Below are 23,717 nucleotides of genomic sequence, written 5' to 3' on the forward strand. Positions count from 1 at the left end.
GGCCGCCATCAGGCGCCGTCGCCGTTGCCGTTCGCGACCCGGCTGGGCAGCAGCTCGCCCGCGCGCTCCAGCACCGGATAGGCCGCCGCCGCCACGATGTGGCCGTTGATCCGCTTCAGGTCGCGCAGCACGTCGAGATGCAGGGCGCTGGTCTCGGCCGTGTCGCGGCGGCCGGCGCGCAGCCGCTCGAAATGCGATTGCGTCGCCGCCGCCTCGAGGTCGCGGAACGCCACCTTCTCGTCGACCAGGAGGCGCGCGGCGCGGCGGTCGTCGGTCATGAACAGCGAGGCGGCGGTGCGCAGATTGGTGACGAGGCGCTCCATCATCGCCAGCAGCTCCGCCTCCCCCTCGGGCGAGAACATCAGGCCGCGCTTCAGCCGCTTCGCCGCATGCGGCAGCAGGTTGCTGTCAACCACGTCGCCCGCCTGCTCCATGTTCATCGCGAAGTTCAGGATCTCGTCGAGCCGGCGGTGATCGGACTCGCTGAGCGAGTCAGGATCGAGCGAGGTGAGATAGGTCTTGATCGCGGTGTTGAGGTGGTCGAGCACGTCGTCCATCCGCCGCGTCTCGGCGATCAGCCTGCGGTCGCCCTTGTGCAGCGCGTCGCGGGCGCCGTGCAGCATCGACTCCAGCACGTCGGCCAGGCGCAGCGCCTCGCGCGCCGCGCCGCCCAGGGCGACGATCGGCGTCTCCCGTGCCGCTGCGTCGAGATAGAGCGGCCGCGACGGGTCGGCCGGGTCGACGCGGCGCGGCAGCAGGCGCTGCAGCAGCGCCGCATAGGGCGTGAGCAGCGGGAAGAAGACGACCGCCAGCGCCAGGTTGAACAGCGTGTGGAAATCGGCCACGGCGCGGGCGGGGTCGGTGTCGATCATCGCCATCAGCCGGCCGATCGGCCCGAGAAGGGCCAGCGCCACGACCACGCCGATGGCGCGGTTGACGAGGTTGCCCATCGGCAGCCGCCGGGCGGCGGGATCGTCGCCCGACACCCCTTCGAGCACCGGGTTGATCGCGGTGCCGAGATTGGCCCCCAGGACCAGGGCGAAGGCCGCTTCCGGCGGCACCGCGCCGTTGGCCGCGAGCGACATCACCAGGAGCACGGTGGCGACGGAGGAATGCACGGCCCAGGTGAAGGCGGCGGCCAGCAGCACGTCGAGCACGGGCTCGCTCGAGATCGCGCCCAGCAGCTGGCGCAGGCCGGGCGCGTCCTCATAGGGCGCCACCAGCGTCAGGAGCTGGTGCAGCGCGATCAGCATCAGGCCGAGGCCGATGAAGACCCGGCCGAGATCGTGCGTCGGGGTGCTGCTGTCGCGGCGGAACAGCAGGAAGCCGATCAGGATCAGGGCCGGCGCGGCGGCGGCCACGTCGAAGGACAGGACCTGCACGATCAGCGTGGTGCCGACATTGGCGCCCAGCATCACCGCCAGGGCCGGCATCAGCTCGACCAGGCCGCCGGCGGCGAAGCCCGCCACCATCAGCCCGGTGGCCGTGCTGCTCTGCAGCACCGCGGTGACGCCGATGCCGGCGAGGAAGGCCCGGAACCGGTTCTTCAACGCGCTGCCCAGGATGGCGTGCAGCTTCGGGCCGAAGGTGCGCTGGATCCCCGTCTGCACCATATGCGTGCCCCACAGCAGCAGGGCGATGTAGCCGGCCAGGTCGATCAGGGTGACGGGAAAGCTCATCCTCGGACCATCCTCGGGCCTCGAAAGGCAATCGCCTCCGTTCTTGTCTTCACATAGGCTTGGATCGGGCGGGCCGCGTCGAGGCCGGATGATCGGAACGGCGGGAACATTCGGATGGTTCCCGATTTGGCCGGGCCGATCAAGGCCGGGCGCGGTGCGGAGGAAGGCGATGCCGGGCAAGAGGAAAGCCGTCCGCGTGCAGCACGGGGCCCTGCCCTACCGGGTCGGGCCGGACGGCGGGGTCGAGATCCTGCTCGTCACCTCGCGCGAGACGCGGCGCTGGATCATCCCGAAGGGCTGGCCGATCAAAGGCCTGAAGCCGTCCAAATCCGCCGCCCGCGAGGCCTATGAGGAGGCTGGGGTGCGCGGCGCGGTCGGGCCGAAGCCGATCGGCAGCTTCGTCTACGACAAGTGGCTGGAGGAGGGGGTGAGCGTGCCCTGCGAGGTCGGCGTCTTCCCCCTGAAGGTCGAGCGGCAGCACAGGTCCTGGCCCGAGCGCCACGAGCGTGAGACCCGGTGGTGCGGCCCCGAGGAGGCGCTGGACCTGCTGGACGATGCCGGCCTGCGGGACCTGGTCGCCGGATTCGTCAGGCGGCTGCAGGCGCCCAGGGCGGCGGAGTGAGCGGCCCGGGTTTTGACGCCGCACCGCTTTGATGGCAGGGTCCGCGCTTCCGCAAACGGACGCCGGCCATGCCCCAGACCCAGACGCCCCTGCCCGACACCCTCGACGAGATCCGCGCCCTGCTGCGCCATCTGCCGGGCCCGGACCTCGAGGCCGGGACGGCGGTGCGCGAGCGCGACCGCCAGCTGACCAAGCCGCCCGGGTCGCTGGGCCGGCTGGAGGATCTGGCGGAATGGGTGGCGGTGTGGCAGGGCCGCCACCCGCCGCAGCTGCGGCGGCCGCGCGTCGCGGTGTTCGCCGGCAATCACGGCGTCGCCGTCGCCCAGGGCGTCTCCGCCTACCCGGTCGCGGTGACGGCGCAGATGGTGAAGAACTTCATCGCCGGCGGCGCCGCGGTGAACCAGCTGTGCCAGGTCGCCGACAGCGACCTGCGGGTCTATGAGCTGGACCTGGAGCACCCGACCGCCGACTTCACCATCGCCCCGGCGATGAGCGAGGCCGACTGCGTCCGCGCCATGGCCTACGGCATGATGGCGGTGGAGCCGGGCATCGACCTGCTGTGCCTGGGCGAGATGGGGATCGGCAACACGACCTCCGGCGCCGCCCTGGCCTGCGCCCTGTTCGGCGGCGACCCGGCGGAGTGGGTCGGCCCCGGCACCGGGGTCGATGCCGCCGGCCTGAGGCGCAAGGCCGAGGTGGTGGCCAAGGGCGTCGCCGCCCACCGCGCCGCCATGACCGACCCGTTCGAGATGCTGCGCCATCTCGGCGGACTGGAGCTGGCGGCGATCACCGGCGCGGTGCTGGCGGCGCGGATGGCGCGAATCCCGGTGCTGCTGGACGGCTACGCCTGCACCGCCGCCGCGGCGGTGCTGTGGGCCGCCGACCGCCATGCGCTGGACCATTGCCAGATCGCCCATGTCTCGGCCGAGCCGGGGCACCGGAAGCTGCTGGAGAAGCTGGGCCGCAGCGCGCTGCTGGACCTCGGCATGCGGCTCGGCGAGGGATCCGGCGCGGCGCTGGCGATCGGCCTGGTGCGCGGCGCCCTGGCCTGCCACGAGGGCATGGCGACCTTCGCCGAGGCGGGGGTCAGCGACAAGAGCTGAAAGGCAGAACCGTCTTGAGCCCTCCGATCCCGAAGGACCCGGCCTTCCAGGTCCGCATTCAGGCGAGCTTCGACAAGCAGGGGCTGATGCGCACCCTCGGCGCGTCGATCCGGAACATCGCACCGGGGGCGGTCGAGATCGCGCTGCCGGCGAGCCCTTCGGTGTCGCAGCAGCACGGTTTCGTCCATGCCGGCGCGGTGTCGGCCATCGCCGACACCGCCGCGGGCTACGCCGCGCTCACCCTCATGCCGCCGGGGGCGGGGGTGCTGACCACCGAGTTCAAGATCAACCTCCTGGCCCCTGCGGCCGGCGAGCGCATCCTGGCGCGCGGGCGCGTCGTCAAGGCCGGCCGGACGCTGACCGTGGCGCAGACGGAGGTCTTCGCCGAGACGGCGGGCAGCGAGAAGCTGGTCGCGCTTCTCACCGCCACCCTGATGGCGATCGAAGGCCGGGACGGGGTGGCGGATTAGGGGGCCGGGCGGTAAGGTTCGGGCGGCGCGCACCAGGCTGAGACCGTCTTGAGCACCGATCGCGTGACCCGCAGGCTTGCCGCCGTCCTGGCGATCGACATGGTGGGATATTCCCGGCATGTCGAGGCCGACGAGGCCGGCACCATCGCCCGGCAGAAGGCGCATCGCCGTGACCTGATCGAGCCGGCGCTGCGCAGCCATGGCGGCCGCGTGGTCAAGACCACCGGCGACGGCATGCTGGTCGAGTTCGGCAGCGTCGTCGACGCGCTGGAGAGCGCGGTCCGGATCCAGCGCGAGGTCGCCGAGGCCGAGGCCGGGCAGCCGCCGGAGCGCCGCATCCAGTACCGCGCCGGGATCAATCTGGGCGACATCGTCATCGACGGCGACGACATCCTGGGCGACGGCGTCAACATCGCCGCCCGGCTGGAGGGCATGGCCGAGCCCGGCGGCATCTCGATCACCGCCAGCGTGTTCGACCAGGTGATCGGCAAGCTGGACCTGGCCTTCGACGACCTGGGCCAGCAGCACCTGAAGAACATCCAGAAGCCGGTGCGGGTGTACCGGGTGCGGCTGGAACCGGCGGGCGGCGCCGAGATGGCGCCCGGGGCCGCCGGCGCCCCGGCCAGGCCGTCGATCGCGGTGCTGCCGTTCCAGGACATGAGCGCCGAGCGCGACCAGGAATACTTCGCCGACGGCATCGCCGAGGACATCATCACCGGCCTGTCGCGGCACCACGGCTTCCTGGTGATCGCCCGCAACTCCTCCTTCACCTACAAGGGCCGGGCGGTCGACGTGAAGCAGGTAGGGGCGGAGCTGGGCGTCCGCTACGTGCTGGAGGGCAGCGTGCGCAAGGGCGGCGACCGGATGCGGATCACCGCCCAACTGATCGATGCCGCGACCGGCGCCCATGTCTGGGCCGAGCGCTACGACCGCCGGATCGACGACCTGTTCGCGGTGCAGGACGAGATCACCGACAGCATCGTCGGCGTGGTGGCGCCGGAGCTGATCGGCGCCGAGATGCGCCGCGCCCGGCGGCTGGACCCGGCCGCGATGGACGCCTGGGACTGCGTCATGCGCGCCGCCTGGCACACCTGGCGCCTGACGCCGGAGGACGGCGCCCAGGCCCGCACCTTCGCCGCCCAGGCGATCGCCCTCGACCCCGGCCTGGCCCGGGCCCGCTCCATCCAGGCCATGTGCGACGTCTGGGATGTTCTGTTCGGGCGCAGCGCCGATCCCGGCCGGTCGCTGGCCGCGGCCGACGCGATGGCGCGCCAGGCGGTGGACCTGGACCCGCGCGATGCCGAGGCGCAGACGGTGCTGGGCATGGTCGCCCTGTTCCTGCGCCGCTTCGACGAGGCCGGGCGGCGGCTGGAGACGGCGCTGGCGGTCAACCCCAACTTGGCCTTCGCCTATATGCTGGGCGGCGGCCACTACGCCCTGTCGGGCGACAGCGGAAAGGCGCGGCAGGCGCTGCACACGGCGCTGCGGCTGAGCCCGCGCGACCCCGCCAACCACTGGTGCCACGCCTTTCTCGGCCTCGCCGCCTTCGCCGAGGGCGACGACGAGACGGCGGCCGAGGAGGCGCGCCGGGCGATCCACCTGTACCCAGGCTCCCCGGTGGCCCACCGGCTGCTGACGGCCGCCCTGTCGGCGCTGGGCCGGGCCGACCAGGCGAAGGCGGCGCTGGCCGGCCTGCTGGCCGTGGCGCCCGGCACCACCATCGCCAACACCCGCGCCGGCGTGCCCTGGAAGCCGCCGGAGGTGATGGCGCGCTACCTCGACGCGCTGCGCCGGGCGGGGCTGCCGGAATAGGCGGCGTCGATTTCTGCGCCGGCCGGACGACCAGGCAGCGAAGCAATGGAGGCCCGGGATGCGCTATCTGCTGATCGTCCATGTCGACCCCGCCCTGATCGGCCCGCTGTCGCCCAAGGAGAGCCGCGACCTGACGCGCCGCTGCATGGTTTATGACGACGAGCTCCGCCGCAGCGGCCACCTCATCGCCTGCGGCCCGCTGGCCGAGCCGGAGACCGGCCGGATCGTGCGGCGCCGCGGCGACACGACCTCGGTCACCGACGGCCCCTATGCCGAGACCAAGGAGCATCTCGGCGGCTTCATCCTGATCGAGGCCCGCGACATGGACGAGGCGGTCGCGATCGCAACGACGTCGCCGATGGCGGCAATGGGCAGCATCGAGGTGCGCGAGCAGCCGCCGATGGGGTGAGCGGACGCCGCGGCGACCGCCCGAGAGACCGAGGTCACACCGGGTTCGCCGATCGCAGAGTACAATTCGGGCAACTCGCATCATCTGAAGCAGGCGAGCCATGCCCCTGAACCGCGATCACACCCCTTCGAGCCATGTCGCCGCGCCGGCGCGGCCGCCGATGGAGCCTGCGGAGGGCGTCCGCCGGATCAAGCTCCGGCCGCATGAGATGACGGCGCCCGTGACCGCCACGGCCGACCTTGCCGTCATCGCCCATCTCGGCATTCCCCGCATCGAGCCCGAGTCATGGTCGCTCCGAATCGACGGGCTGGTCGGCCGGTCCCTTACGCTCGGCCTGGACGATCTGAAGGCCCGACCGAAGACGGTGGTGGAGGCGGTGCATCAATGCTGCGGCAGCCCCTTCGAGCCGCGGGTGCCGACCCGCCGCGTCGCCAATGTGCGCTGGGGCGGCGTCTATCTCGCCGCGCTGCTCGACGAGATCGGCATCGATCGAAGGGCGCGCTTCCTCTGGTCCTGCGGGCTCGACGGCGGCGATTTCGCGGGAGCCGCCTGCGACTGGTATCTCAAGGACCTGCCGCTCGAGCGGCTGTGGGCCGGCGGCGTCCTCATCGCCTACGAGCTCAACGACGCGCCGCTGCCGGCCGAGCACGGGTTTCCGGCGCGGCTCGTCGTCCCCGGCTACTATGGCACCAACAGCGTCAAATGGCTGTGGCGGCTGCACCTCGCCGAGCATCGGGCGGACGGCCTTTTCACGACCACCCTCTACAGCGACGCGAGCGACACGGCCGAGATCGCCGCCGGCATGCCGGCGCAGCGTCCGGTCTGGGCGATCGCGCCGGAGGCGGTCATCGTGGCGCCGGCGCCCGACGCGGTGATTGCGGCGGGCGAATCCACCGAGATCTGGGGCTGGAGCTGGTCCTTCCGCGGCATCGAGCGTGTCGAGGTCAGCGTCGACGGCGGCGCGAGCTACCGGCGGGCAATCCTCGAGCCACGGCACGGCTGGGCCTGGCAGCGCTTTTCGCTGCCGTGGCGGCCGGCCGATCGCGGCGCCATACAGCTTTGCGCCCGCGCCTTCGACGTCGACGGGACGACGCAGCCGCAAGAGGGGGCGCGCAACGCGATCCACACGGTGAACGTCGCCGTACCGTGAATCGAAACTGTCAGCCTACTCCTTGCTCGCCTTCCAGTCGCGGACCTTGTCCGGCAGGCCATCATGGCCGCCCATCGGGCGCGGCGGCACGTCGTGCCACCAGTCGGGCCGGGTCGCCCGCTGCTCCGGGTTGCGCGGATAGTAGATGCGGTTCTCGCGCTTCGGCGTCTCGCCGACCACCAGCAGCCGCACCTCGGCTTCGGTGTTGTTGATGAAGGTGTGGCATAGGCCGGTGCCGGCCGGGAAGCCGACCGCGTCGCCGGGCCCGAGGCGGTGCAGAACGCCGTCGAGCCAGACGTCGGGCGTGCCCTCGATGACGTAGACGAACTCCTCCTCATGGCTCTCGGCATGCGGGTAGGAGGTGCGGCGCCCGGGCGGCAGCCGCTCGTGATGGATGCCGATGCGGGTCAGGCCGAAATGCCGGCCGAACGGCGCGCCGATGCTGAGCCGCTCGTCGTCGCCGCGGTAGGTGTGGTTGTCCGGCCCTTCGATCTCGGTCCAATGCGCGATGCAGGACGGACGGTCCGTCGGTGCCATGATGCCTCCCCCCAAGCGAAACCAAGCTCGGCCGAGGCTAGCCGAGCCCCGCTGCCGATGCCATGTCGCTGACAGATTCGCCACCGAGCCTCGGAGACCATGAGCCGACACCAATCCCGCCGACGCCTCCTCGCCCTCCTGCCGGCCGGAGTGCTGGCCGCCTGCGCCGCGCCGCTGCTCGGGCCGCCGCCGCCCCGGGTCCGCATCGTCGATCTGCGGCCCGTGGACGCCACGATGTTCGAGCAGCGCTGGGAGGCGCTGCTGCGGGTCGAGGAGGAGGCCGGCACCGGGATGCAGGTCGACGCCATGACCGCGGCGATCGAGCTGAACGGGCGCGAGTTCGGCAACGGCCGCAGCGACCGCCCCTTCGCGCTGACGGCCCATGGCGAGCGCGAGGTCGCGGTGCCGCTGCGCGGCTCCGGCCTCGGCCTGGTCGATCAGCTGGCCACGATCGGCCGCCGCGGCGAGCTGAAATGGCGGGTCGAGGGCGTGTTCCTGAGCGCCGGCCGCCAGATCCCCTATCGCGACGAGGGCACGGTGTTCTCGCTCCGGGACACGTTGAGGGATTCGCTGCTGCCCTTCTGAGGACCCAGCGCCGCCCGCAGCCGGACCAGCGCCTCCGCCAGCGCGGCCCGGCTGCGGGCGGCGCCGAGGCTGAGGCGCAGGCCCCGCGGCGCCTCCCGCGTCACCGCGAAGACCTCGGCGGCGACCACCTCCACCCCGGCCGCGAGGCAGCGGGCGGCGGCCGCGCCGGCGTCGCCGGACAGCGGCAGCCAGAGATGCGGGCTCGGGGCGCGGTTCGGCGGGACCAGCCCGGGCAGGGCGCGGCGCGCCTGGGCGTGCCGGGCCGCCGTCTCGGCCCGCTGCCAGGCCAGGCGGCGGGCGGCGGTGCCGTCCTCGATCCAGCGGCAGGCGACCTCGCCCATCAGCGGCGCCAGCGGCCAGCTGGTGGCATGGATCTGGTCCGCCAGGCTGCGCGCGGGCTCGCAGGCGCCGGCGACCAGGCCGAAGCGCAGGCCGGGCGCCACGGTCTTGGACAGGCTGGTGACCAGAATGCCGCGTTCCGGCACCAGCGCCGCCAAAGGCGGCCGGCCGGCCAGGGCGCCATAGGCGTCGTCCTCGACCAGCCACAGGCCGTGGCGGCGGACGACCTCCGCCACCTCCGCCTGCCGCGCCGGGCCCATCACCGCGCCGGTCGGGTTCTGCAGGTTCGGCACCAGCACAACGACCCGGGCGCCGGTGGCGCGGGCGGCGCGGTCGAGCGCGTCGGGCAGCACACCCTCGCCGTCCATGGCGACGCCGTGCAGCGGCAGGCGCAGCCAGCGCGCCGCCGCCTTGAGGCCGGGGAAGGCCAGCTCCTCCACCAGCACGGGGTCGCCGGAGGCGCGGAGCTGCAGCAGCACCGCGGTCAGCGCCGCCTGCGCCCCGGCGCAGGGCGCCACCTCGGCCGGACGCAGATGCAGGCCGCGGGCCGCCAGCCAGGCGGCGCCGGCGATCCGCGCCCGCTGCAGCAGCGCCGGCGGATGATAGGCCAGCCCCGCATCGGCCCGGCCCTCGGCGGCGACCGCGGCCAGGGCGACGGCGAGGTCGGCGCTGTCCGGGTGGGCCGCCGGGACATTGGTCGACAGATCGATCGGCTGCGGCCCGCCTTCTGCCATGCCGGCCGCCTTGAGGCCGAACAGCGCCGCCTCGCGGCTGGCCGCCAGGACATAGGTGCCGCGCCCGACCTCGCCCGAGACCAGGTGCCGCCGCGCCGCCTCGCGATAGGCCTGCGTCACCGTGCTGACATTGAGGCCGAGCCGCCAGGCCAGGTCGCGATGCGTCGGCAGCCTTTCGCCGGGGCGCAGGTCGCCGGTGGCGATGGCCTCGGCCAGCGCCTCGACGATGGCGAGGTAGCGGACCGGGCCGCGCCTCTCCAGGCTCGGGACCCACATTCTTGTCTGCCACACAATGTCTTCGTTGACCCACACAATCGGCGCCGCCGATGCTGGCGTCAATCCTGCCCCGATCCGGAGCGCCGACCATGTTCGACCTGACCGACCTCGAGGCCGCCGCCCGCGTGGTGCACGCGGCCATGCCGCCGACCCCGCAATTCGCCTGGCCGCTGCTGGCCGCGCGCGCCGGCTGCGAGGTCTGGGTCAAGCACGAGAACCACACCCCGATCGGCGCCTACAAGGCGCGCAACGGGCTGGTCTTCATCGACTCGCTGCGCCGCCGCCGGCCGGAGATCCGCGGCATCGTCACGGCGACGCGCGGCAATCACGGCCAGAGCCTGCCCTTCGCCGCGCGCGGCACCGGCATCGCCGTCACCGTGGTGGTGCCGCACGGCAACTCGGTCGAGAAGAACGCCGCCATGCGCGCCTTCGGGGCGGAGCTGGTGGAGCACGGCCGCGATTTCGACGAGGCCTATGCCCATGCCAGGCACCTGGCCGAAGAGCGCGGGCTGGAGATGGCGCCCGCCTTCCATCCCGACCTGATGCGCGGCGCCGCCACCTATGCGCTGGAGCTGTTCCGGGCGGTGGCGGATCTCGACACCGTCTATGTGCCGATCGGCATGGGGTCGGGCATCTGCGGCCTGATCCGCACCCGCGACCTGCTGGGGCTGAGCACCCGGATCGTGGGCGTGGTCTCGACCGAGGCGCCGGCGGTGGCGCTGTCGGTCGAGGCCGGACGGGTGGTGACGACCGAGACCGCCCGCACCTTCGCCGACGGCATGGCCTGCCGGGTGCCGGACCCGGAGGCCTTCGCCATCGTCCGCGCCGGCGCCGACCGGATCGTCCGGGTGACCGACGAGGAGGTCGCCGCCGCCCTGCGCGCCTACTGGACCGACACCCACAACCTGGCCGAGGGCGCGGGCGCGGCCGCCCTGGCGGCGCTGCTGCAGGAGCGCGAACGGATGCAGGGCAGGCGCGTCGGCCTGATCCTGACCGGCGGCAACATCGACCTGGCGGTGGCCCGGAGGGTGCTGGCGGAGGGTTAGGGACGCGTCCGGGAGGTCACGGCCGGCGTCGCCGCCCGGCCAGGAGGACCTCCGGCTCGCCATCCCCGGCCAGCTCCCTGCAGCGGGTCACCTCGGGCGAGATCCAGCGCTGCGCCCACCGCGCCTGCTCGGCATGGTCGGAGGGCCGGTCCCAGGCGCTGGCCGTGGCGCGCGCCTCCGCCTCGCTTCCGGCCCGGACGATCAGCACCGACCGGGTCTCGCCGCGCCAGCTCTCATCGCTCCAGTCGCGCGGATACAGCTTGTAGAACGCCATCCGTCTCCTTCGGCCGGCCGCGGCGGCCGGCCCCTTCCCGTCCGTCAGCCGCGCTCCTTCGGCGCCGGGGCGCGATGGGCCGCGACCGCCGCCTCGAGCTCCTTGGCGGCCTGCAGCGAGATCGCGTGCATGGTCATGTTGCCGCGCCGCGCATAGCGTTCGGCATCCTCGCGCGCCTCGCGGGCCTGGCGCTCCGCCACCTTCGCGGACCCCGCATCCTTGCCCAGCGCCGAGAGGCGGATTTCACCTGCCGTCATGTCGAGATGTCCTTATCGGTTCGAGCACCAGCATGGCCCGGCCGTCCCAGCTTGGCCAGACAATATTTCGAAATGATCATCCATGGTCCTGCAGATGCAAATTTCCAGGGCATGGCGAAAAAATCAAAATGCTGCAGCCGGTGACGGCATCTTGAGATATACCTGAAGGCACTGCGCAGGACGATTTTTGCAGACAAAAGCCGGAATTCGCCTTATGCTGCCTTTCCTCAGGATTTATTGAGCGCCCGATGCGCAGAGTGCCCGTAGTGACGGAGCGCACCTGCGGTCACACGCGTTCCGTCGGTTCCGGCCGCGGCGCGATGGACGGGCCGACCCTCACCGCGCCCCCGCCGGGCGCAGAAATGCAGGAATGACCGACAACCGATATGCCGTGGGCAGCACCGTCTACATCTGGCGGCGGCCCAGCCCCAGCTCCGCGATCGCCGGCGCCTATACGGTGGTGGCGCATTACCCGAGCGAATCCTCCGGCCGGCTGTACCGGGTGCGCAGCGTGCTCGGGACCGAGGAACGCATGGTGCCCGAGGCCGATCTCTCCGACGTGCCGCGCGGCGCCGACACCCTGGAGCGCACCCCGCGCAAGCGGCGCAGCGCCTGATCGGGGTCGGGATGGGCGAGACGTCCCGCGCCGGGGCCGCGGCGTTCGACTGCCGGGCCTGCGGCGCCTGCTGCGCCTTCTCCCGCGATTGGCCGCGATTCTGGACCGAAAGCGCGGCCGAGATCGAGCGCGTTCCCCGCCGCTACCGCGACGATGCCCGGATGCGCTGCGACGGCGACCGCTGCACCGCCCTGGAAGGCGAGATCGGCCGCTCCACCCGTTGTGCGGTCTATGCCGACCGGCCGGTGGTCTGCCGCGACTGCGCGCCGGGCGACGACGCCTGCCGGATCGCCAGGGCCGGCCTCGGGCTGGCGGTGTAGCGCGCCCGGCCGATCGCCCCCTTACTCCCCCTGCTGCAGCAGCGAGCCGCGGCTGCGGGCGGTGCGGAAGCCCCAGAGGAAGGCGGCGCAGCCGAGCGCGAGCCAGACCACGTTGAGGCCGATCGCGGCCAGGAAATGGCCCATGGCGAAGCCCTGGCCGTGCAAGAGGCCGCGCATGCCCTCGAACACATGGGCCGGGGGCAGCGCCAGGGCCACGCCCTGCAGCCAGCCGGGCAGCACCGAGACCGGGTAGTAGATCGCGCTGATCGGCGAGATGGCGAAGACGATGGCCCAGGCCAGCCCCTCGGCCCCCATGCCGTAGCGCAGGATCAGCGCCAGCACGACGAGCGCGATGGCCCAGCCGGTGACGATCAGGTTGACGAAGAAGGCCAGCGGCGGCAGGCCGAGCGAGAAGATGTTCCAGTGATAGAGCAGGATCGCCAGCAGCGCCGCCGGCACCACCCCGATCAGGGTGCGGATCAGGCTCATCGCCATCAGCGACGCCACCCATTCCCACGGCCGCAGCGGGCTGACGAAGAGGTGGCCGAGATTGCGGCTCCACATCTCCTCGAGGAAGGAGATCGACATGCCGAGCTGGGCCCGGAACAGGAGGTCCCACAGCAGCACCGCCGAGATCAGCACCCCCGCGGCCTGGGCCTGCCAGTTCATCGCCGGCGCCAGGCTCTCGGTGATCAGGCCCCAGACCACCATCTGCACCGTCGGCCAGTAGATCAGCTCGATCACCCGCGGCACCGATCCGCGCAGGATGTAGAGATGGCGCAGCATCACCGCGGCGATGCGGCCCGCGGCCGAGCCGTGCACGGCGGGCGGAGAGGCGGGGGTTCCGGTCATTGCGCCGCCTGGCCCAGCGCGCCGCGGCTGCGGGCGATGTCGAGGAACACCTCCTCCAGATCGGTGCGGCCGTATTTGGCGATGAGGTGGTCCGGCGAGCCCTGGTCGACGATCTTCCCGGCCTTCATCATCAGCACCTGGTCGCACAGCCGCTCGACCTCGGCCATGTTGTGGCTGGCCAGCAGGATGGTCGCCCCGCGCTCGGCCCGGTAACGCTCGAGCATGCCGCGCACCCAGTCGCCGGTGTCGGGGTCGAGCGAGGCGGTCGGCTCGTCGAGCAGCAGCAGCTCGGGCGTGTTGACCAGCGCCTTGGCCAACGCCACCCGGGTCTTCTGCCCGGCGGACAATTTACCGGACGGTCGGTCGATGAATCCGGCCAGGTCCAGCATCTCCGCCAGCTCGCCGATGCGGCGGCGTCGGTCGCGCACGCCGTAGAGCCGGGCATAGACCGCCAGGTTCTCGCGCACCGTCAGCCGGTGCGGCAGATCGACATAGGGACTCGAGAAGTTCATCCGGGGCAGGACGGCCCAGCGATCCCGTGCCATGTCGTGGCCCAGCACGGTGATGCGGCCGCCGGACGGCAGCAGCAGGCCGAGCAGCATCGAGATCGTGGTGGTCTTGCCCGCCCCGTTGCCGCCGAGCAGGGCCACGGTGGCGCCGCGCGGCACCGCGAAGGAGATGCCGTCGACCGCGGGCGCGGCACCGCGATGGAAGCGCTTGGTCAGGCGCTCCGCTATGATGACGCCGTCGGAGAGCATGGAGCGAGAATGGACGGCCAGTCCAAAATTGACCAGAGGCCTGGAAGCGATCAGCGGGCCGGCACCGGCCCGGCTGCGGAAGCCGACGCCCTGACGCGGCCGCTGCCGGAGGCGCCGGATGCGGTGCCCGGCCGGCGCCTGCGCGCCCGCATCAGCCAGATCACCCTGATCAAGATCCGCTGGGTCGCCGTCGCCGGCCAGGCCGCCACCATCCTGTTCGTGCACTACTGGCTGGGCTACGCCCTGCCGCTGTGGCCGGCGCTGGCGATCGTCGCCATCTCGGTGGCGCTGAACGTCGCCGCCATGGTCCAGGGCAAGTGGCGGATGCGCCTGGTGGAGCGGGACGCGGCGCTCTATCTCGGCTACGACATGTGCCAGCTGGTGGCGCTGCTGTTCCTCACCGGCGGGCTGCTGAATCCCTTCGTGGTGCTGATGCTGGCGCCGCTGACGGTCTCGGCCACCCTGCTGAGCTACCGCAGCACGGTGACGCTGACCGGCCTGGCCATTGCCGGCGTGGTGCTGCTGGCCTTCTGGCACTATCCGCTGCCGGGCGGCATGCCCTCCAGCGGCTCGCCCTACCATCTCGGCGTCGGCCTGGCGATGGGCATCGCCATCATCTTCATCGCCCATTACGTCTGGCAGGTCGCCGCCGACGCCCGGCAGGTGTCGGACGCCCTGGCCGCCACCCAGATGGCGCTGGAGCGCGAGCAGCGGATCTCGCTGCTGGGCGGCCTGGCGGCGGCGGCGGCGCATCAGCTGGGCACGCCGCTCGGCACCATCACCCTGATCGCGCGGGAGATGCGGCGCGACGTGCCGGCCGACAGCCCGATGGCCGAGGACATCGCCCTCCTGGAGCAGGAGGTGAACCGCTGCCGCGACATCCTCACCGAGCTGGCGCGGCGGCCGGAGCCGGACGACGGGGACCCGTTCCGGCTGATGACCCTGCCGGCGCTTGCGGGGGCGGCGGCCGAGACCTATCTGCACGCCGACAACCGCCGCCTCGCCATCACCGCCGCCGAAGGCCCGCCGGGCCAGCCGCTGATGCTGCGGCGGACGCCGGAGCTGATCCACGGCCTGGGCAACCTGATCCAGAACGCGCTGCAATTCGCCCGCAGCAAGGTCGAGATCAGCGCCGAATACGGGCCGAAGACGGTGGTGCTGCGGATCGTCGACGACGGTCCGGGCTTCCCGCAGGCCCTGCTGGGCCGGCTCGGCGAGCCCTATGTCTCCGGTCGCGGCGAGGACAGCGACCATATGGGGCTCGGCATCTTCATCGCGGCCACGCTGCTGGAGCACAGCGGGGCCCAATTGTCCTTCTCGAATGGCCCGCAAGGGGGCGCGGTTATTGCAGTTGCGTGGCCGCGACACAAATTTGAGAGGAAAGAAAGGACCTGGGCATGACCATCTCCCCTGCCACCTCGACCCCCGACCAGCCGGCGCCGCTGCCGGCGCGCGATGCGGCCAAGAGCCTCTTGATCGTCGATGACGACGTCGCCTTCCGCACCCGCCTGGCCCGCGCCATGGAGAAGCGGGGCTTCGAGGTGGTGACGGCCGACGGCCTGGCCACCGGCATCGACCTGGCCCGCCGCGTCGCCCCCGCCTTCGCGGTGCTGGACCTCAGGCTGGGCGACGGCAACGGGCTCGACATCGTGCCGGTGCTGCACGAGGCGCGGCCGGACAGCCGGGTGATCATGCTGACGGGTTACGGCAACATCGCCACCGCGGTGGCCGCGGTGAAGGCCGGCGCCGTCGACTACCTCGCCAAGCCGACCGACGCCGACCAGATCGAGGCGGCCCTGTTGAACCCCGGCGAGAAGCTGCCGCCGCCGCCGGAGAACCCGATGTCGGCCGACCGGGTGCGGTGGGAGCACATCCAGCGCGTGTTCGAGCAGTGCGACCGCAACGTGTCCGAGACGGCGCGGCGGCTGAAGATGCACCGCCGCACGCTGCAGCGGATCCTGAACAAGCACGCCCCTCGAGGCTGAGAGGTCAGCCGCCCTCCGCCTGCGGCAGCCGCGCCGTCGCCTCGATCTCGACCCGCATACGCGGCTGCACCATCTGGGCGAAGATCGTGGTGTTGGCCGGCCGCGCCGCGTCGCAGTGGCGGCGGATGATCGGCACGATGCGCTCGAACTCCGCCTGGCTGGCGACATAGATCACCACCCGCACCAGGTGCTCGAGCCCGGCCCCGGCCCGGCCGAGCGCCCAGGCGATGTTGCGGAAGCAGTTCTCGCACTGGCTCTCGACATCCTCCGGGAAGGAGAAATCCGCCGGGTCGAAGCCGGTGGTGCCGGAGACGAAGACCCAGCCGTCCGCCACCACGGCGCGGGCGTAGCCGGCCCGGTCCTCATATGGCGAGCCGGTGAAGATGCGCGTTCCGATCATGGTTCGTCCTTTCCGATAGGCGTCAGAGGCGCAGCGTGCCGCCGCCGACGGTGACGCAGCGGCCGCGCAGCTCGACCCGGCCCTCCCCGAGCCGGACGGCGATGCGGCTGGGCCGGCCGAGTGCGTGGCCCTGCTCGATGATCACTTCGCCCGAAGCCGGCGCCACGCCGCGTTCGGCGAGCAGCCAGGCCAGCGGGCCGGCGGCGCTGCCGGTCGCCGGATCCTCCCACAGCCCGACGGTCGGGTTGAAGAAGCGGGCATGGGCGACGGCCGCGGGATCGATCGGGTCGAGGCTGTAGAAGTAGCAGCCCTGGGCCGCGACCCGGCGCAGCTCCGCCAGCAGACGGGCGGCATCGGGATTGGCCGCCGCCACCGCGCCGCGGTCGCGGGCCTGGACCAGCAGATGCGGCGCGCCGGTCGAGACCACGCAGGCCCCGGGACGCAGATCCTCGCCGCGCAGGCCCAGCGCCGCCGCCAGGGCGGCCGGGTCGGGATGCTCCGCCAGGGCCTGCGGGTCGCCCTGGATCAGGCCGATCGCCTCCAGCCGCCCCGCCCGCGCCGCCACCGCCACCGGCAGCACCCGGCCGCCGAGCTGCTGCGCCAGAGCCAGCCCGTCGCCGAGCGGGCCGAGCCGGCCCGATTCCGCCAGCCACCACCAGGCGCCGAGCGAATTGTGGCCGGCGCCGGAGACCTCGGCCCCCGCCGGGGTGAAGGAGCGCAGCCGGGAAGCGGCGCCGGGCGTCGTCGGCGGCAGCAGGAAGGTCGTTTCGGACTGGTTCAGCTCGCGCGCGATCCGGCGCAGCAGGGCCTCGTCCAGCCCGTCCGCCTCCGGCACCACGGCCAGCGGATTGCCGGCCAGGGGTTCCTCGGCGAAGACATCGACCAGGGTGAAGAGCAGGGTGCGCGGAGCGGTCATCGGTGGGTCCGGTTGAGCTGACTTCAGCAGTGTCGAGGCATAATTCGGTTGCAGCCCGCCCCTATCCAATCGAGATGTCTTCAATCGCTGTTGAGGAAATCTCAGGAGGCCGCGATGGCCCTGCCTTCCCTGAACGCGCTGCAGGCGGCCGAGGCGGTGGGCCGGCTCGGTTCGCTGTCCCGCGCCGCCGCGGCGCTGGGCGTGACCCCGAGCGCGGTCAGCCATCGGCTGCGAGCCCTGGAGCGGCAGCTCGGCCTCGGCCTGTTCGAGCGCGGCGAGGCGGGGCTGGCGCCGACCGCGGCCGGCCGCCGCCTGCTGCCGGGGCTCAGCGAGGGCTTCCAGCGCATCGCCGCGGCGGTCGAGGAGGCGACGGCGCGGGAACGCGGCACCGTGACCGTCACCTGCGGCCTGGCCTTCGCCGCGAAATGGCTGGTGCCCCGGCTGGTCGGGCTGGCCGCCCGCCACCCCGATCTGGAGGTGCGGCTGGTCACCACCAGCCGGCTCGTCGAGTTCGACCGCGAGGATGTCGATCTCGGCATCCGCTTCGGCCGCGGCCGCTGGCCCGGCCTGAAGGCGGAGTTGCTGGCGCCGCAGCCGCTGCTGGCGGTCGCGGCCCCTTCGGTCGCCGCGACCCTGGACGACCCGGACCGGGCGGCCGCGGTGCCGCTGATCGAGGACGAGCAGAGCCTGTTCGGCTGGGACGACTGGCTGGCCGCCGGCGGCCCCGGCGCCCTGGCCGCCCATCCGCGCCGGCGCTTCCCCGACGCGTCGCTGGCGGTCGAGGCCGCCCTGGCCGGCCACGGCGTCTGGATGGCCTGGCCACTGGTGGTGGAGGACGCGCTGCAGTCCGGCCGGTTGGTCCGGGCCCTGCCCGGCACCATCGAGGCCGGCCTCGGCTACTGGCTGGTCTCCACCCCCGCCCGCTGGCGCCGGCCCGACGTCGCCCGGTTCCGGAACTGGCTCACCGAATCGCTCAAGCCCTAGCGCCGATCCCGCCTGGAGGCTCGCCGCACAATGTCGATGCGACGGGCGCGCCCGGTCACGGCCGGGCCGCATGCAGCCTGAAAGCGACCTCGGTGCGGTTCCGGGCCTGCAGCTTCTTCATGATGCTGCGGATATGCACCTTCACCGTGCTCTCGCACAGGTTCAGCTCATAGGCGATGATCTTGTTCGGCTTCCCGCGGGAGATTCCCTCCGCGATCACCCACTGCCGCTCGGTGAGACCGAACCGTATTCCAGGATCCGCGGATCGCCTCCGGTCCGGACCGCCGGTGCCCGGGAGCGTGCTCGCCGGCACGAACACGCCTCCGGCCATGACGAGCGACAGGGCTCCGACCGCCACGCTCAGGCTGACGCTGGTCGGGACATAGCCGCGGGCGCCACACGACAGGATTGCGAGCATCTGGACGGCTTCTTCCCCGTCGCCCGTCACGATCACCGGGATGTCGGGGTGGCGCTGCGCCAGACGGCGCAGATCGTCCATGACATTCGGATCATCGCCGGCCGCGCCGCCGATCCCGAGCAGGATCGCCGCGGTCTCGTACCGTGCCTCGTCGATCGACCACTCGTCGATATCGGAGAAGGAGCGGATCGTGCGGCGCCCATCGGCCATTTCGAGCGCCCGGGCCAGGACCTCCCGTCCAAGCGTCCGGCCGTCGATGACCGCGATGATGCCGCTGCCGGATGCGGAGCCCGCCTGCGCAGGCTGATCGCCCGCAGTCTCGAGCTGCAGTTCCGCCGCACCGGCGAAAGAGACGCAAGCGTCCTTCGCATCTTGATCCGAATGCATGCCCACCTCCTGCCTGGGCGGAAACTGCAGAGACGGAGAACACGCCTCCTTAAAGGATCGCCGCAAGGCCGATTCGAAGATATTTCTCTCAAATTGAAGATAGCCGGACAGAGTCCTCCGGCCGGCACTGCTCTTCATCCGAAGCAGCAGCGCAATAAGAAGGATTTAGCAGTCGTTGGACCGAAACCGTTAGATCCAGATGGATCCAATCGATGAGTCCAGATCGGAACAAGATCAGTGCCGATTCGTGTCCGGCGGTTTCGACGCAAAATTGATCTTCCGTTCGGAAGGCCGGCCGGATTTCTGAGATTTCCGGCAATGACCGGGCCGATATTGTCCGGGTACATTGACAGCCCATCCGGATCCACCTAGCGTCCCGCTCCCCTCCGCGGCCCCCGCGGCACAAGCAAGAACAAAATCCCAGAAACAAGAGCGGACAACAGAGTGACCAAGATCACCCCGCCGGCATCCGCCGCCGCCCGCCACCCCGCCCAAGACAAGCGAGCCTGGCTCGACTCCCACGAACAGGGCTATCACAAAGGCCTGAAATCCCGGCAGGTGCAGATGATCGCCATCGGCGGCGCCATCGGCACCGGGCTGTTCCTCGGCGCCGGCGGCCGGCTGCAGCTGGCCGGCCCCGCCCTGGCCCTGGTCTATCTGGTCTGTGGCTTCTTTTCCTTCCTGATCCTGCGCGCGCTGGGCGAGCTGGTGATGCACCGCCCGACCTCCGGCAGCTTCGTCTCCTATGCGCGGGAGTTCCTGGGCGAGCAGGCCTCCTTCGTCGCCGGCTGGATGTTCTTCCTGAACTGGGCGATGACCGGCATCGTCGATATCACCGCCGTCGCCCTGTACATGAAGTACTGGCCGGCGTTCGGCGACGTGCCGCAATGGCTGTTCGCGCTGGGCGCGCTGGGCATCGTCACGGTGATGAACCTGGTCGGGGTGCGGTGGTTCGGCGAGCTGGAATTCTGGTTCTCGCTGATCAAGGTCGCGGCGCTGGTGCTGTTCCTGGTGATCGGGACCATCATCCTCGGCAGCGGCATGGAGGTGGCCGGCCATGCGCCCGGGCTGCAGCTCGTCTCCGAGAACGGCGGCATCTTCCCGCACGGCATCCTGCCCGCCGTGGTGATCATCCAGGGCGTGGTCTTCGCCTATGCCGGGATCGAGCTGATCGGCACCGCCGCGGGCGAGGCCGAGGAGGCGCGCAACATCCTGCCGCGGGCGATCAACAGCGTGATCTGGCGCATCGCGCTGTTCTATGTCGGCTCGGTCGTCCTGCTGGTGCTTCTGCTGCCCTGGACCGAGTACCGGGCCGGCACCAGCCCGTTCGTCACCTTCTTCGGCGCGCTCGGCGTGCCCGGGATCGGCACGATCATGAACATCGTCGTGCTGACCGCGGCGCTGTCCAGCCTGAACTCCGGCCTCTATTCCACCGGACGGGTGCTGCGCTCGCTGGCGATGGGCGGCTCGGCGCCGGACTTCGTGGCGCGGATGAACGCCAGGAAGGTGCCCTATGCCGGCATCCTGGTGACGGTCGCGATCTACGCCGTCGGCGTGGTCCTGAACTACATCGTGCCGTCGCAGGTGTTCGAGATCGTGCTGAACATCGCCTCGCTCGGCATCATCAGCACCTGGGCCTTCATCCTGGTCTGCCAGCTGATGCTGCGCCGCGCGATCCGGCAAGGCGAGGCCGACCCGGTCGCCTTCCGCATGCCGGGCGCTCCGGTCAGCACCTGGCTGACCCTGGCCTTCCTCCTGGGCGTTCTGGTGCTGATGGCGCTGGACTATCCGGTCGGGTCCTTCACCGTCGCGGCGCTGCCGCTGATCGGCCTCGGCCTCGCCGTGGGCTGGGCGCTGGCGCGGAAGAAGGTGATGGCGCTGCGGCCCGATGCGCCGATGGCGGAACAGCCGGTCCTGGCACAGAGCGAAGGGCTGTCCTGATCCGGGCCGCCCGGAACAAGCTGCGCAGGAATCTGTTCTGAACCCTCGACATGCGAGATCGGGCGCTTGGCAGCGGGCGCCCGATTTGATCCACTGCGCGGGACGAGGGAGAGACGACGGCGATGAACATCGGCGAGGCGGCGCGGCGTTCGGGCCTGCCGGCGAAGACCATCCGCTATTACGAGGAGATCGGGCTGGTCCGGCCGGACCGGCGCGACAACAATTACCGCGACTACTGCCCCCATACGGTGGAGGTGCTGCGCTTCCTGCGCCGGTCGCGCGAGTTCGGCTTCTCGATCGAGCAGTGCCGCGCCCTGCTGTCGCTGTACGAGGACCCGACGCGCTGCTCCTCCGAGGTGAAGGCGGTGGCCGCGGCCCGAATCGGCGAGATCGACGCCAAGATCCGCGAGCTGGGGGCGCTCCGCGAGAGCCTGGGCAGGCTGGTGCGCCAGTGCCCCGGCGACCATGACCCGGACTGCCCGATCATCGACGAGCTGGCCGGCGCGCCGGAGCGCCGCGCAGCGGTTGCCGCGATGCGATGATCGCGCGCCGGGCGCTGTTCCTGGTCAATCCGAAGGCCAGCCGGGCCGAGACCGGCCTCGACGCCGTGATCCGCACCCTGACCGAAGGCGGGGTCGAGCCGGTGCGGCCGCTGCACGATGATGTCGATACGCTGATCCGGCGCCATGCCGCCGCGGTCGACTGCGTCATCATCGGCGGCGGCGACGGCACGCTGAACCATGCCGCGCGGGCGCTGATGGACACCGGCCTGCCACTCGGCATCCTGCCGCTCGGCACCGCCAACGACCTGGCGCGGACGCTGGAGCTGCCGGCCGACCCGGCGGCCGCGGCGCAGGTGATCGTCGATGGCCGGCTGCGCAGCATCGATCTGGGCGAGGTCAACGGCCGGCCCTTCTTCAACGTCGCCAGCCTGGGCATGAGCGTGGAGCTGGCGAAGTCGCTGGACGGCGGCACCAAGAAGCGCTGGGGCCGCCTCGGCTACGGCCTGGCGGCGCTGCGGCTGGTGCGGCGGCTGGAGCGCTTCTCGGCCGAGATCCGGGCCGATGACGGGCGGGTGATCCGCGGCAAGACCATCCAGGTCGCGGTCGGCAACGGCCGCTTCTACGGCGGCGGCATGACCATCGCCACGGAGGCGGCGCCGGATGACGGGCTGCTCGACGTCTATTCGATCGAGGTCGACCACTGGATGTGGCTGGCGCTGATGTACCCGTCCTTCCGCGCCGGGCGGCACGGCCGCTGGGACGAGGTCCATGCCTTCCGCTGCCGCGAGGTCGAGATCCGCACCCGCCGGCCGCGCGACGTCAACACCGACGGCGAGGTGACGACCCAGACCCCGGCGCGGTTCCGGGTGCTGCCGAAGGCGATCCGGGTCTATACGCCTCCGGTCACGTCCCCGGCATCGGCGCCGGCTGCCGGGGGCTGACCGCCAGCAGCCACAGGCTGCCCAGCACCGCCGAGACCAGCGAGCCGGCCAGCACGCCCATCTTGGTCGCCGCCTGCAGCGCCGGATCCTCGAAGGCCAGCGCGCCGATGAACAGGCTCATGGTGAAGCCGATCCCGGCCAGCAGCGCGACGCCGCCGAGCTGGGCCGTGGTCGCCCCGGCCGGCAGCGCCGCGACCCCGAGGCGGATCGACGCCCAGGCGGCGACGCCGACGCCGAGCGACTTGCCGAGCACCAGACCGGCGGCGATGCCGAGCGGCACCGGCTCCAGGAACGAGGACAGGCTGGCGCCGGCGAAGGAGACGCCGGCATTGGCGAAGCCGAAGACCGGCACCACCAGGAAGGCGACGAAATCGTGCAGGCTGTGCTCCAGCCGCAGCAGCGGCGGCTCGTCCTCGTCCTCCGCGGTGCGGTCGAGCGGCACCAGGAAGGCCAGCACCACCCCGGCCAGCGTGGCGTGCAGGCCGGATTTCAGCACGAACAGCCAGACCACGGCGCCGACCACGAGGTAGGGCCACAGCGCCTGCACCCGAAGCCAGTTGAACAGGCCCAGCACGGCCACGCCGGCGGCGGCCCAGGCCAGGAAGGGCAGCGAGAGGTCGCCGGTGTAGAACAGGGCGATGATCACCACGGCGGCGACGTCGTCGATGATCGCCAGGGCGGTCAGGAACACCTTCAGCGACACCGGCACCCGGCTGCCCAGAAGCGACAGCACGCCGAGGGCGAAGGCGATGTCGGTCGCGGCCGGGATCGCCCAGCCGCGCAGCGCCACCGGGTCGCCGACATTGATCACGGCGTAGATCAGCGCCGGCAGCACCACGCCGCCGACGGCGGCGATGCCGGGCAGCATCAGCGTCTCGCGCGACGACAGCTCGCCCTGCAGGATCTCGCGCTTGATCTCGAGCCCGACGAGCAGGAAGAACACCGCCATCAGCCCGTCATTGACCCAGTGCAGCAGCGTCTTCTCGAGCGCGTAATCGCCGATGCGCAGGCCCATCGGCAGGTGCAGCAGCCAATCATAGGCGCCGGCCAGCGGCGAGTTGGCGGCGATCAGGGCCAGCACCGCGACCGCCATCAGGACGATGCCGCCCGCCGCCTCGATCTCGAGGAAGGAGCGGATCGCCGAAATCGGCTTGCGGACCAGCCACGTCTTCACGGTCTCGGGCATCGGCTCCTATCCGGCGTCGTGTCGAGGACGACAAATTGGGGGATAGCCAGAGCTGGCTCAACCGGAATCGGGGTGCAGCCGACAACGAGTAGGTTGGGTTCGCCATCGGCGAACCCAACATCCCGCCGCCGCCGCTGCCCCCGACCCAGTTGGGTTCGCTGCCGCGAACCCAACCTACGAAGCGGCTTGGCAGCGCCACCCCCGACACGGCAGTGTC

Annotated in this window: 27 protein-coding genes; 16 read left to right on the forward strand and 11 right to left on the reverse strand. The window is 71.7% G+C overall.

Annotated features, from left to right (window positions below):
• Positions 1 to 8 precede the first annotated feature (8 nt).
• A complete protein-coding gene (locus G537_RS0107170) occupies positions 9 to 1,679 on the reverse strand; it encodes a Na/Pi cotransporter family protein (RefSeq protein WP_026869526.1) in 1,671 nt (556 codons plus the stop codon).
• A 169-nt stretch (positions 1,680 to 1,848) separates the two neighbouring features.
• Here G537_RS0107170 and G537_RS36840 point away from each other — a divergent pair, with 169 nt between their 5' ends.
• The 6 genes from G537_RS36840 (at position 1,849) to G537_RS0107200 (ending at position 7,245) form a co-directional block, all read left to right on the forward strand.
• Positions 1,849 to 2,301 carry an NUDIX hydrolase gene (locus G537_RS36840; protein ID WP_051248061.1) on the forward strand — a complete coding sequence of 151 codons (453 nt, stop codon included), beginning with the start codon at positions 1,849 to 1,851 and terminating at the stop codon, positions 2,299 to 2,301.
• Between the two features lie 68 nt (positions 2,302 to 2,369).
• Positions 2,370 to 3,404, forward strand: a complete 1,035-nt coding sequence (gene cobT, locus G537_RS0107180) for a nicotinate-nucleotide--dimethylbenzimidazole phosphoribosyltransferase (RefSeq protein WP_026869527.1) — start codon at positions 2,370 to 2,372, stop codon at positions 3,402 to 3,404.
• 14 nt (positions 3,405 to 3,418) lie between these two features.
• On the forward strand, positions 3,419 to 3,874 hold the full coding sequence (locus G537_RS0107185) for a PaaI family thioesterase (protein WP_026869528.1): 456 nt from the start codon (positions 3,419 to 3,421) through the stop codon (positions 3,872 to 3,874).
• A 48-nt stretch (positions 3,875 to 3,922) separates the two neighbouring features.
• Entirely contained in the window at positions 3,923 to 5,686 is a 1,764-nt protein-coding gene (locus G537_RS0107190; protein WP_026869529.1) for an adenylate/guanylate cyclase domain-containing protein, read from the forward strand.
• Positions 5,687 to 5,744: 58 nt separating this feature from the next.
• The gene (locus G537_RS0107195; RefSeq protein WP_026869530.1) at positions 5,745 to 6,095 is read left to right on the forward strand and encodes a YciI family protein; all 351 of its coding nucleotides are present in this window, start codon (positions 5,745 to 5,747) and stop codon (positions 6,093 to 6,095) included.
• 100 nt (positions 6,096 to 6,195) lie between these two features.
• The gene (locus G537_RS0107200) at positions 6,196 to 7,245 is read left to right on the forward strand and encodes a molybdopterin-dependent oxidoreductase (RefSeq protein ID WP_051248063.1); all 1,050 of its coding nucleotides are present in this window, start codon (positions 6,196 to 6,198) and stop codon (positions 7,243 to 7,245) included.
• Between the two features lie 15 nt (positions 7,246 to 7,260).
• Here G537_RS0107200 and G537_RS0107205 read toward each other — a convergent pair whose 3' ends face one another.
• Positions 7,261 to 7,782 carry a cupin domain-containing protein gene (locus G537_RS0107205; RefSeq protein ID WP_026869532.1) on the reverse strand — a complete coding sequence of 174 codons (522 nt, stop codon included), beginning with the start codon at positions 7,780 to 7,782 and terminating at the stop codon, positions 7,261 to 7,263.
• A 99-nt stretch (positions 7,783 to 7,881) separates the two neighbouring features.
• On the opposite strand from G537_RS0107205, the gene G537_RS0107210 reads away from it, so the two are divergent.
• Entirely contained in the window at positions 7,882 to 8,367 is a 486-nt protein-coding gene (locus G537_RS0107210) for an LEA/WHy family protein (RefSeq protein ID WP_081688633.1), read from the forward strand.
• Here the strand turns inward: G537_RS0107210 and G537_RS0107215 are convergent.
• Positions 8,301 to 9,716 carry an aminotransferase-like domain-containing protein gene (locus G537_RS0107215; protein ID WP_026869534.1) on the reverse strand — a complete coding sequence of 472 codons (1,416 nt, stop codon included), beginning with the start codon at positions 9,714 to 9,716 and terminating at the stop codon, positions 8,301 to 8,303. The two genes, G537_RS0107210 and G537_RS0107215, sit on opposite strands and share 67 nt — an antisense overlap.
• Positions 9,717 to 9,805: 89 nt before the next feature.
• On the opposite strand from G537_RS0107215, the gene G537_RS0107220 reads away from it, so the two are divergent.
• Complete coding sequence (locus G537_RS0107220) at positions 9,806 to 10,762, forward strand: threonine dehydratase (RefSeq protein WP_026869535.1); 957 nt, start codon at positions 9,806 to 9,808, stop codon at positions 10,760 to 10,762.
• 16 nt (positions 10,763 to 10,778) lie between these two features.
• Here G537_RS0107220 and G537_RS0107225 read toward each other — a convergent pair whose 3' ends face one another.
• Both G537_RS0107225 and G537_RS0107230 read right to left on the reverse strand, forming a co-directional pair.
• Positions 10,779 to 11,036, reverse strand: coding sequence for a hypothetical protein (locus G537_RS0107225; RefSeq protein WP_026869536.1), 258 nt, complete (start codon positions 11,034 to 11,036; stop codon positions 10,779 to 10,781).
• Positions 11,037 to 11,080: 44 nt separating this feature from the next.
• Positions 11,081 to 11,293: a hypothetical protein gene (locus G537_RS0107230; protein WP_026869537.1), complete on the reverse strand. Its 213-nt coding sequence runs from the start codon at positions 11,291 to 11,293 to the stop codon at positions 11,081 to 11,083.
• Between the two features lie 370 nt (positions 11,294 to 11,663).
• Here G537_RS0107230 and G537_RS0107235 point away from each other — a divergent pair, with 370 nt between their 5' ends.
• Positions 11,664 to 11,909 carry a hypothetical protein gene (locus G537_RS0107235; RefSeq protein ID WP_026869538.1) on the forward strand — a complete coding sequence of 82 codons (246 nt, stop codon included), beginning with the start codon at positions 11,664 to 11,666 and terminating at the stop codon, positions 11,907 to 11,909.
• Between the two features lie 11 nt (positions 11,910 to 11,920).
• Complete coding sequence (locus G537_RS0107240) at positions 11,921 to 12,229, forward strand: YkgJ family cysteine cluster protein (RefSeq protein ID WP_026869539.1); 309 nt, start codon at positions 11,921 to 11,923, stop codon at positions 12,227 to 12,229.
• Positions 12,230 to 12,250: 21 nt separating this feature from the next.
• Here G537_RS0107240 and G537_RS0107245 read toward each other — a convergent pair whose 3' ends face one another.
• Both G537_RS0107245 and G537_RS0107250 read right to left on the reverse strand, forming a co-directional pair.
• Positions 12,251 to 13,081: an ABC transporter permease gene (locus tag G537_RS0107245; protein ID WP_034850759.1), complete on the reverse strand. Its 831-nt coding sequence runs from the start codon at positions 13,079 to 13,081 to the stop codon at positions 12,251 to 12,253.
• On the reverse strand, positions 13,078 to 13,839 hold the full coding sequence (locus tag G537_RS0107250) for an ABC transporter ATP-binding protein (protein WP_026869541.1): 762 nt from the start codon (positions 13,837 to 13,839) through the stop codon (positions 13,078 to 13,080). The genes G537_RS0107245 and G537_RS0107250 overlap by 4 nt, the downstream gene beginning before the upstream one ends.
• Positions 13,840 to 13,848: 9 nt before the next feature.
• Here G537_RS0107250 and G537_RS0107255 point away from each other — a divergent pair, with 9 nt between their 5' ends.
• The gene (locus G537_RS0107255; protein ID WP_081688634.1) at positions 13,849 to 15,240 is read left to right on the forward strand and encodes an ActS/PrrB/RegB family redox-sensitive histidine kinase; all 1,392 of its coding nucleotides are present in this window, start codon (positions 13,849 to 13,851) and stop codon (positions 15,238 to 15,240) included.
• Entirely contained in the window at positions 15,237 to 15,824 is a 588-nt protein-coding gene (locus tag G537_RS0107260; protein ID WP_081688635.1) for an ActR/PrrA/RegA family redox response regulator transcription factor, read from the forward strand. Before G537_RS0107255 ends, G537_RS0107260 begins: the two co-directional genes overlap by 4 nt.
• Before the next feature lie 4 nt (positions 15,825 to 15,828).
• Here the strand turns inward: G537_RS0107260 and G537_RS0107265 are convergent, their stop codons facing one another.
• Both G537_RS0107265 and G537_RS0107270 read right to left on the reverse strand, forming a co-directional pair.
• Positions 15,829 to 16,224, reverse strand: a complete 396-nt coding sequence (locus G537_RS0107265; protein WP_026869544.1) for a RidA family protein — start codon at positions 16,222 to 16,224, stop codon at positions 15,829 to 15,831.
• Positions 16,225 to 16,246: 22 nt separating this feature from the next.
• Positions 16,247 to 17,140 (reverse strand): PhzF family phenazine biosynthesis protein, encoded by an 894-nt coding sequence (locus G537_RS0107270; protein WP_026869545.1) that lies wholly within the window; start codon positions 17,138 to 17,140, stop codon positions 16,247 to 16,249.
• Between the two features lie 114 nt (positions 17,141 to 17,254).
• Between G537_RS0107270 and G537_RS0107275 the strand changes: the two genes are divergently transcribed.
• Positions 17,255 to 18,124 (forward strand): LysR substrate-binding domain-containing protein, encoded by an 870-nt coding sequence (locus G537_RS0107275; RefSeq protein WP_026869546.1) that lies wholly within the window; start codon positions 17,255 to 17,257, stop codon positions 18,122 to 18,124.
• A 55-nt stretch (positions 18,125 to 18,179) separates the two neighbouring features.
• On the opposite strand, the gene G537_RS36845 is transcribed toward G537_RS0107275, so the two are convergent.
• Entirely contained in the window at positions 18,180 to 18,929 is a 750-nt protein-coding gene (locus tag G537_RS36845) for a response regulator transcription factor (RefSeq protein ID WP_051248065.1), read from the reverse strand.
• A 444-nt stretch (positions 18,930 to 19,373) separates the two neighbouring features.
• Here G537_RS36845 and ansP point away from each other — a divergent pair, with 444 nt between their 5' ends.
• The 3 genes from ansP to G537_RS36855 all read left to right on the forward strand — a co-directional run bounded on the left by ansP (position 19,374) and on the right by G537_RS36855 (position 22,314).
• Positions 19,374 to 20,870: an L-asparagine permease gene (gene ansP, locus G537_RS0107285; protein WP_026869547.1), complete on the forward strand. Its 1,497-nt coding sequence runs from the start codon at positions 19,374 to 19,376 to the stop codon at positions 20,868 to 20,870.
• A gap of 122 nt (positions 20,871 to 20,992) precedes the next feature.
• The gene (gene cueR, locus G537_RS36850) at positions 20,993 to 21,412 is read left to right on the forward strand and encodes a Cu(I)-responsive transcriptional regulator (protein WP_034850760.1); all 420 of its coding nucleotides are present in this window, start codon (positions 20,993 to 20,995) and stop codon (positions 21,410 to 21,412) included.
• The gene (locus tag G537_RS36855) at positions 21,409 to 22,314 is read left to right on the forward strand and encodes a lipid kinase (RefSeq protein WP_034850761.1); all 906 of its coding nucleotides are present in this window, start codon (positions 21,409 to 21,411) and stop codon (positions 22,312 to 22,314) included. The genes cueR and G537_RS36855 overlap by 4 nt, the downstream gene beginning before the upstream one ends.
• Here G537_RS36855 and nhaA read toward each other — a convergent pair.
• Positions 22,277 to 23,500 carry a Na+/H+ antiporter NhaA gene (gene nhaA, locus G537_RS0107300; RefSeq protein ID WP_026869548.1) on the reverse strand — a complete coding sequence of 408 codons (1,224 nt, stop codon included), beginning with the start codon at positions 23,498 to 23,500 and terminating at the stop codon, positions 22,277 to 22,279. The genes G537_RS36855 and nhaA overlap by 38 nt on opposite strands.
• Between the last annotated feature and the right edge of the window lie 217 nt (positions 23,501 to 23,717).

It is taken from the genome of Inquilinus limosus DSM 16000 (genome assembly GCF_000423185.1).
Lineage (GTDB): Bacteria > Pseudomonadota > Alphaproteobacteria > DSM-16000 > Inquilinaceae > Inquilinus > Inquilinus limosus.

Bases quoted from the DNA above. Each gene is read 5' to 3' on its own strand.
- G537_RS0107210 (WP_081688633.1), top strand. From the start codon at position 7,882: ATGAGCCGACACCAATCCCGCCGACGCCTCCTCGCCCTCCTGCCGGCC.
- G537_RS0107265 (WP_026869544.1), bottom strand. From the start codon at position 16,224: ATGATCGGAACGCGCATCTTCACCGGCTCGCCATATGAGGACCGGGCC.
- nhaA (WP_026869548.1), bottom strand. From the start codon at position 23,500: ATGCCCGAGACCGTGAAGACGTGGCTGGTCCGCAAGCCGATTTCGGCG.
- G537_RS0107215 (WP_026869534.1), bottom strand. From the start codon at position 9,716: ATGTGGGTCCCGAGCCTGGAGAGGCGCGGCCCGGTCCGCTACCTCGCC.
- G537_RS0107260 (WP_081688635.1), top strand. From the start codon at position 15,237: ATGACCATCTCCCCTGCCACCTCGACCCCCGACCAGCCGGCGCCGCTG.
- G537_RS36855 (WP_034850761.1), top strand. From the start codon at position 21,409: ATGATCGCGCGCCGGGCGCTGTTCCTGGTCAATCCGAAGGCCAGCCGG.
- G537_RS0107270 (WP_026869545.1), bottom strand. From the start codon at position 17,140: ATGACCGCTCCGCGCACCCTGCTCTTCACCCTGGTCGATGTCTTCGCC.
- G537_RS0107205 (WP_026869532.1), bottom strand. From the start codon at position 7,782: ATGGCACCGACGGACCGTCCGTCCTGCATCGCGCATTGGACCGAGATC.
- G537_RS0107225 (WP_026869536.1), bottom strand. From the start codon at position 11,036: ATGGCGTTCTACAAGCTGTATCCGCGCGACTGGAGCGATGAGAGCTGG.
- G537_RS0107255 (WP_081688634.1), top strand. From the start codon at position 13,849: ATGGACGGCCAGTCCAAAATTGACCAGAGGCCTGGAAGCGATCAGCGG.
- G537_RS0107240 (WP_026869539.1), top strand. From the start codon at position 11,921: ATGGGCGAGACGTCCCGCGCCGGGGCCGCGGCGTTCGACTGCCGGGCC.
- G537_RS36840 (WP_051248061.1), top strand. From the start codon at position 1,849: ATGCCGGGCAAGAGGAAAGCCGTCCGCGTGCAGCACGGGGCCCTGCCC.
- G537_RS0107230 (WP_026869537.1), bottom strand. From the start codon at position 11,293: ATGACGGCAGGTGAAATCCGCCTCTCGGCGCTGGGCAAGGATGCGGGG.
- cobT (WP_026869527.1), top strand. From the start codon at position 2,370: ATGCCCCAGACCCAGACGCCCCTGCCCGACACCCTCGACGAGATCCGC.
- G537_RS0107220 (WP_026869535.1), top strand. From the start codon at position 9,806: ATGTTCGACCTGACCGACCTCGAGGCCGCCGCCCGCGTGGTGCACGCG.
- G537_RS0107195 (WP_026869530.1), top strand. From the start codon at position 5,745: ATGCGCTATCTGCTGATCGTCCATGTCGACCCCGCCCTGATCGGCCCG.
- G537_RS0107200 (WP_051248063.1), top strand. From the start codon at position 6,196: ATGCCCCTGAACCGCGATCACACCCCTTCGAGCCATGTCGCCGCGCCG.
- G537_RS0107245 (WP_034850759.1), bottom strand. From the start codon at position 13,081: ATGACCGGAACCCCCGCCTCTCCGCCCGCCGTGCACGGCTCGGCCGCG.
- G537_RS0107235 (WP_026869538.1), top strand. From the start codon at position 11,664: ATGACCGACAACCGATATGCCGTGGGCAGCACCGTCTACATCTGGCGG.
- cueR (WP_034850760.1), top strand. From the start codon at position 20,993: ATGAACATCGGCGAGGCGGCGCGGCGTTCGGGCCTGCCGGCGAAGACC.
- G537_RS0107275 (WP_026869546.1), top strand. From the start codon at position 17,255: ATGGCCCTGCCTTCCCTGAACGCGCTGCAGGCGGCCGAGGCGGTGGGC.
- G537_RS0107170 (WP_026869526.1), bottom strand. From the start codon at position 1,679: ATGAGCTTTCCCGTCACCCTGATCGACCTGGCCGGCTACATCGCCCTG.
- G537_RS36845 (WP_051248065.1), bottom strand. From the start codon at position 18,929: ATGCATTCGGATCAAGATGCGAAGGACGCTTGCGTCTCTTTCGCCGGT.
- G537_RS0107250 (WP_026869541.1), bottom strand. From the start codon at position 13,839: ATGCTCTCCGACGGCGTCATCATAGCGGAGCGCCTGACCAAGCGCTTC.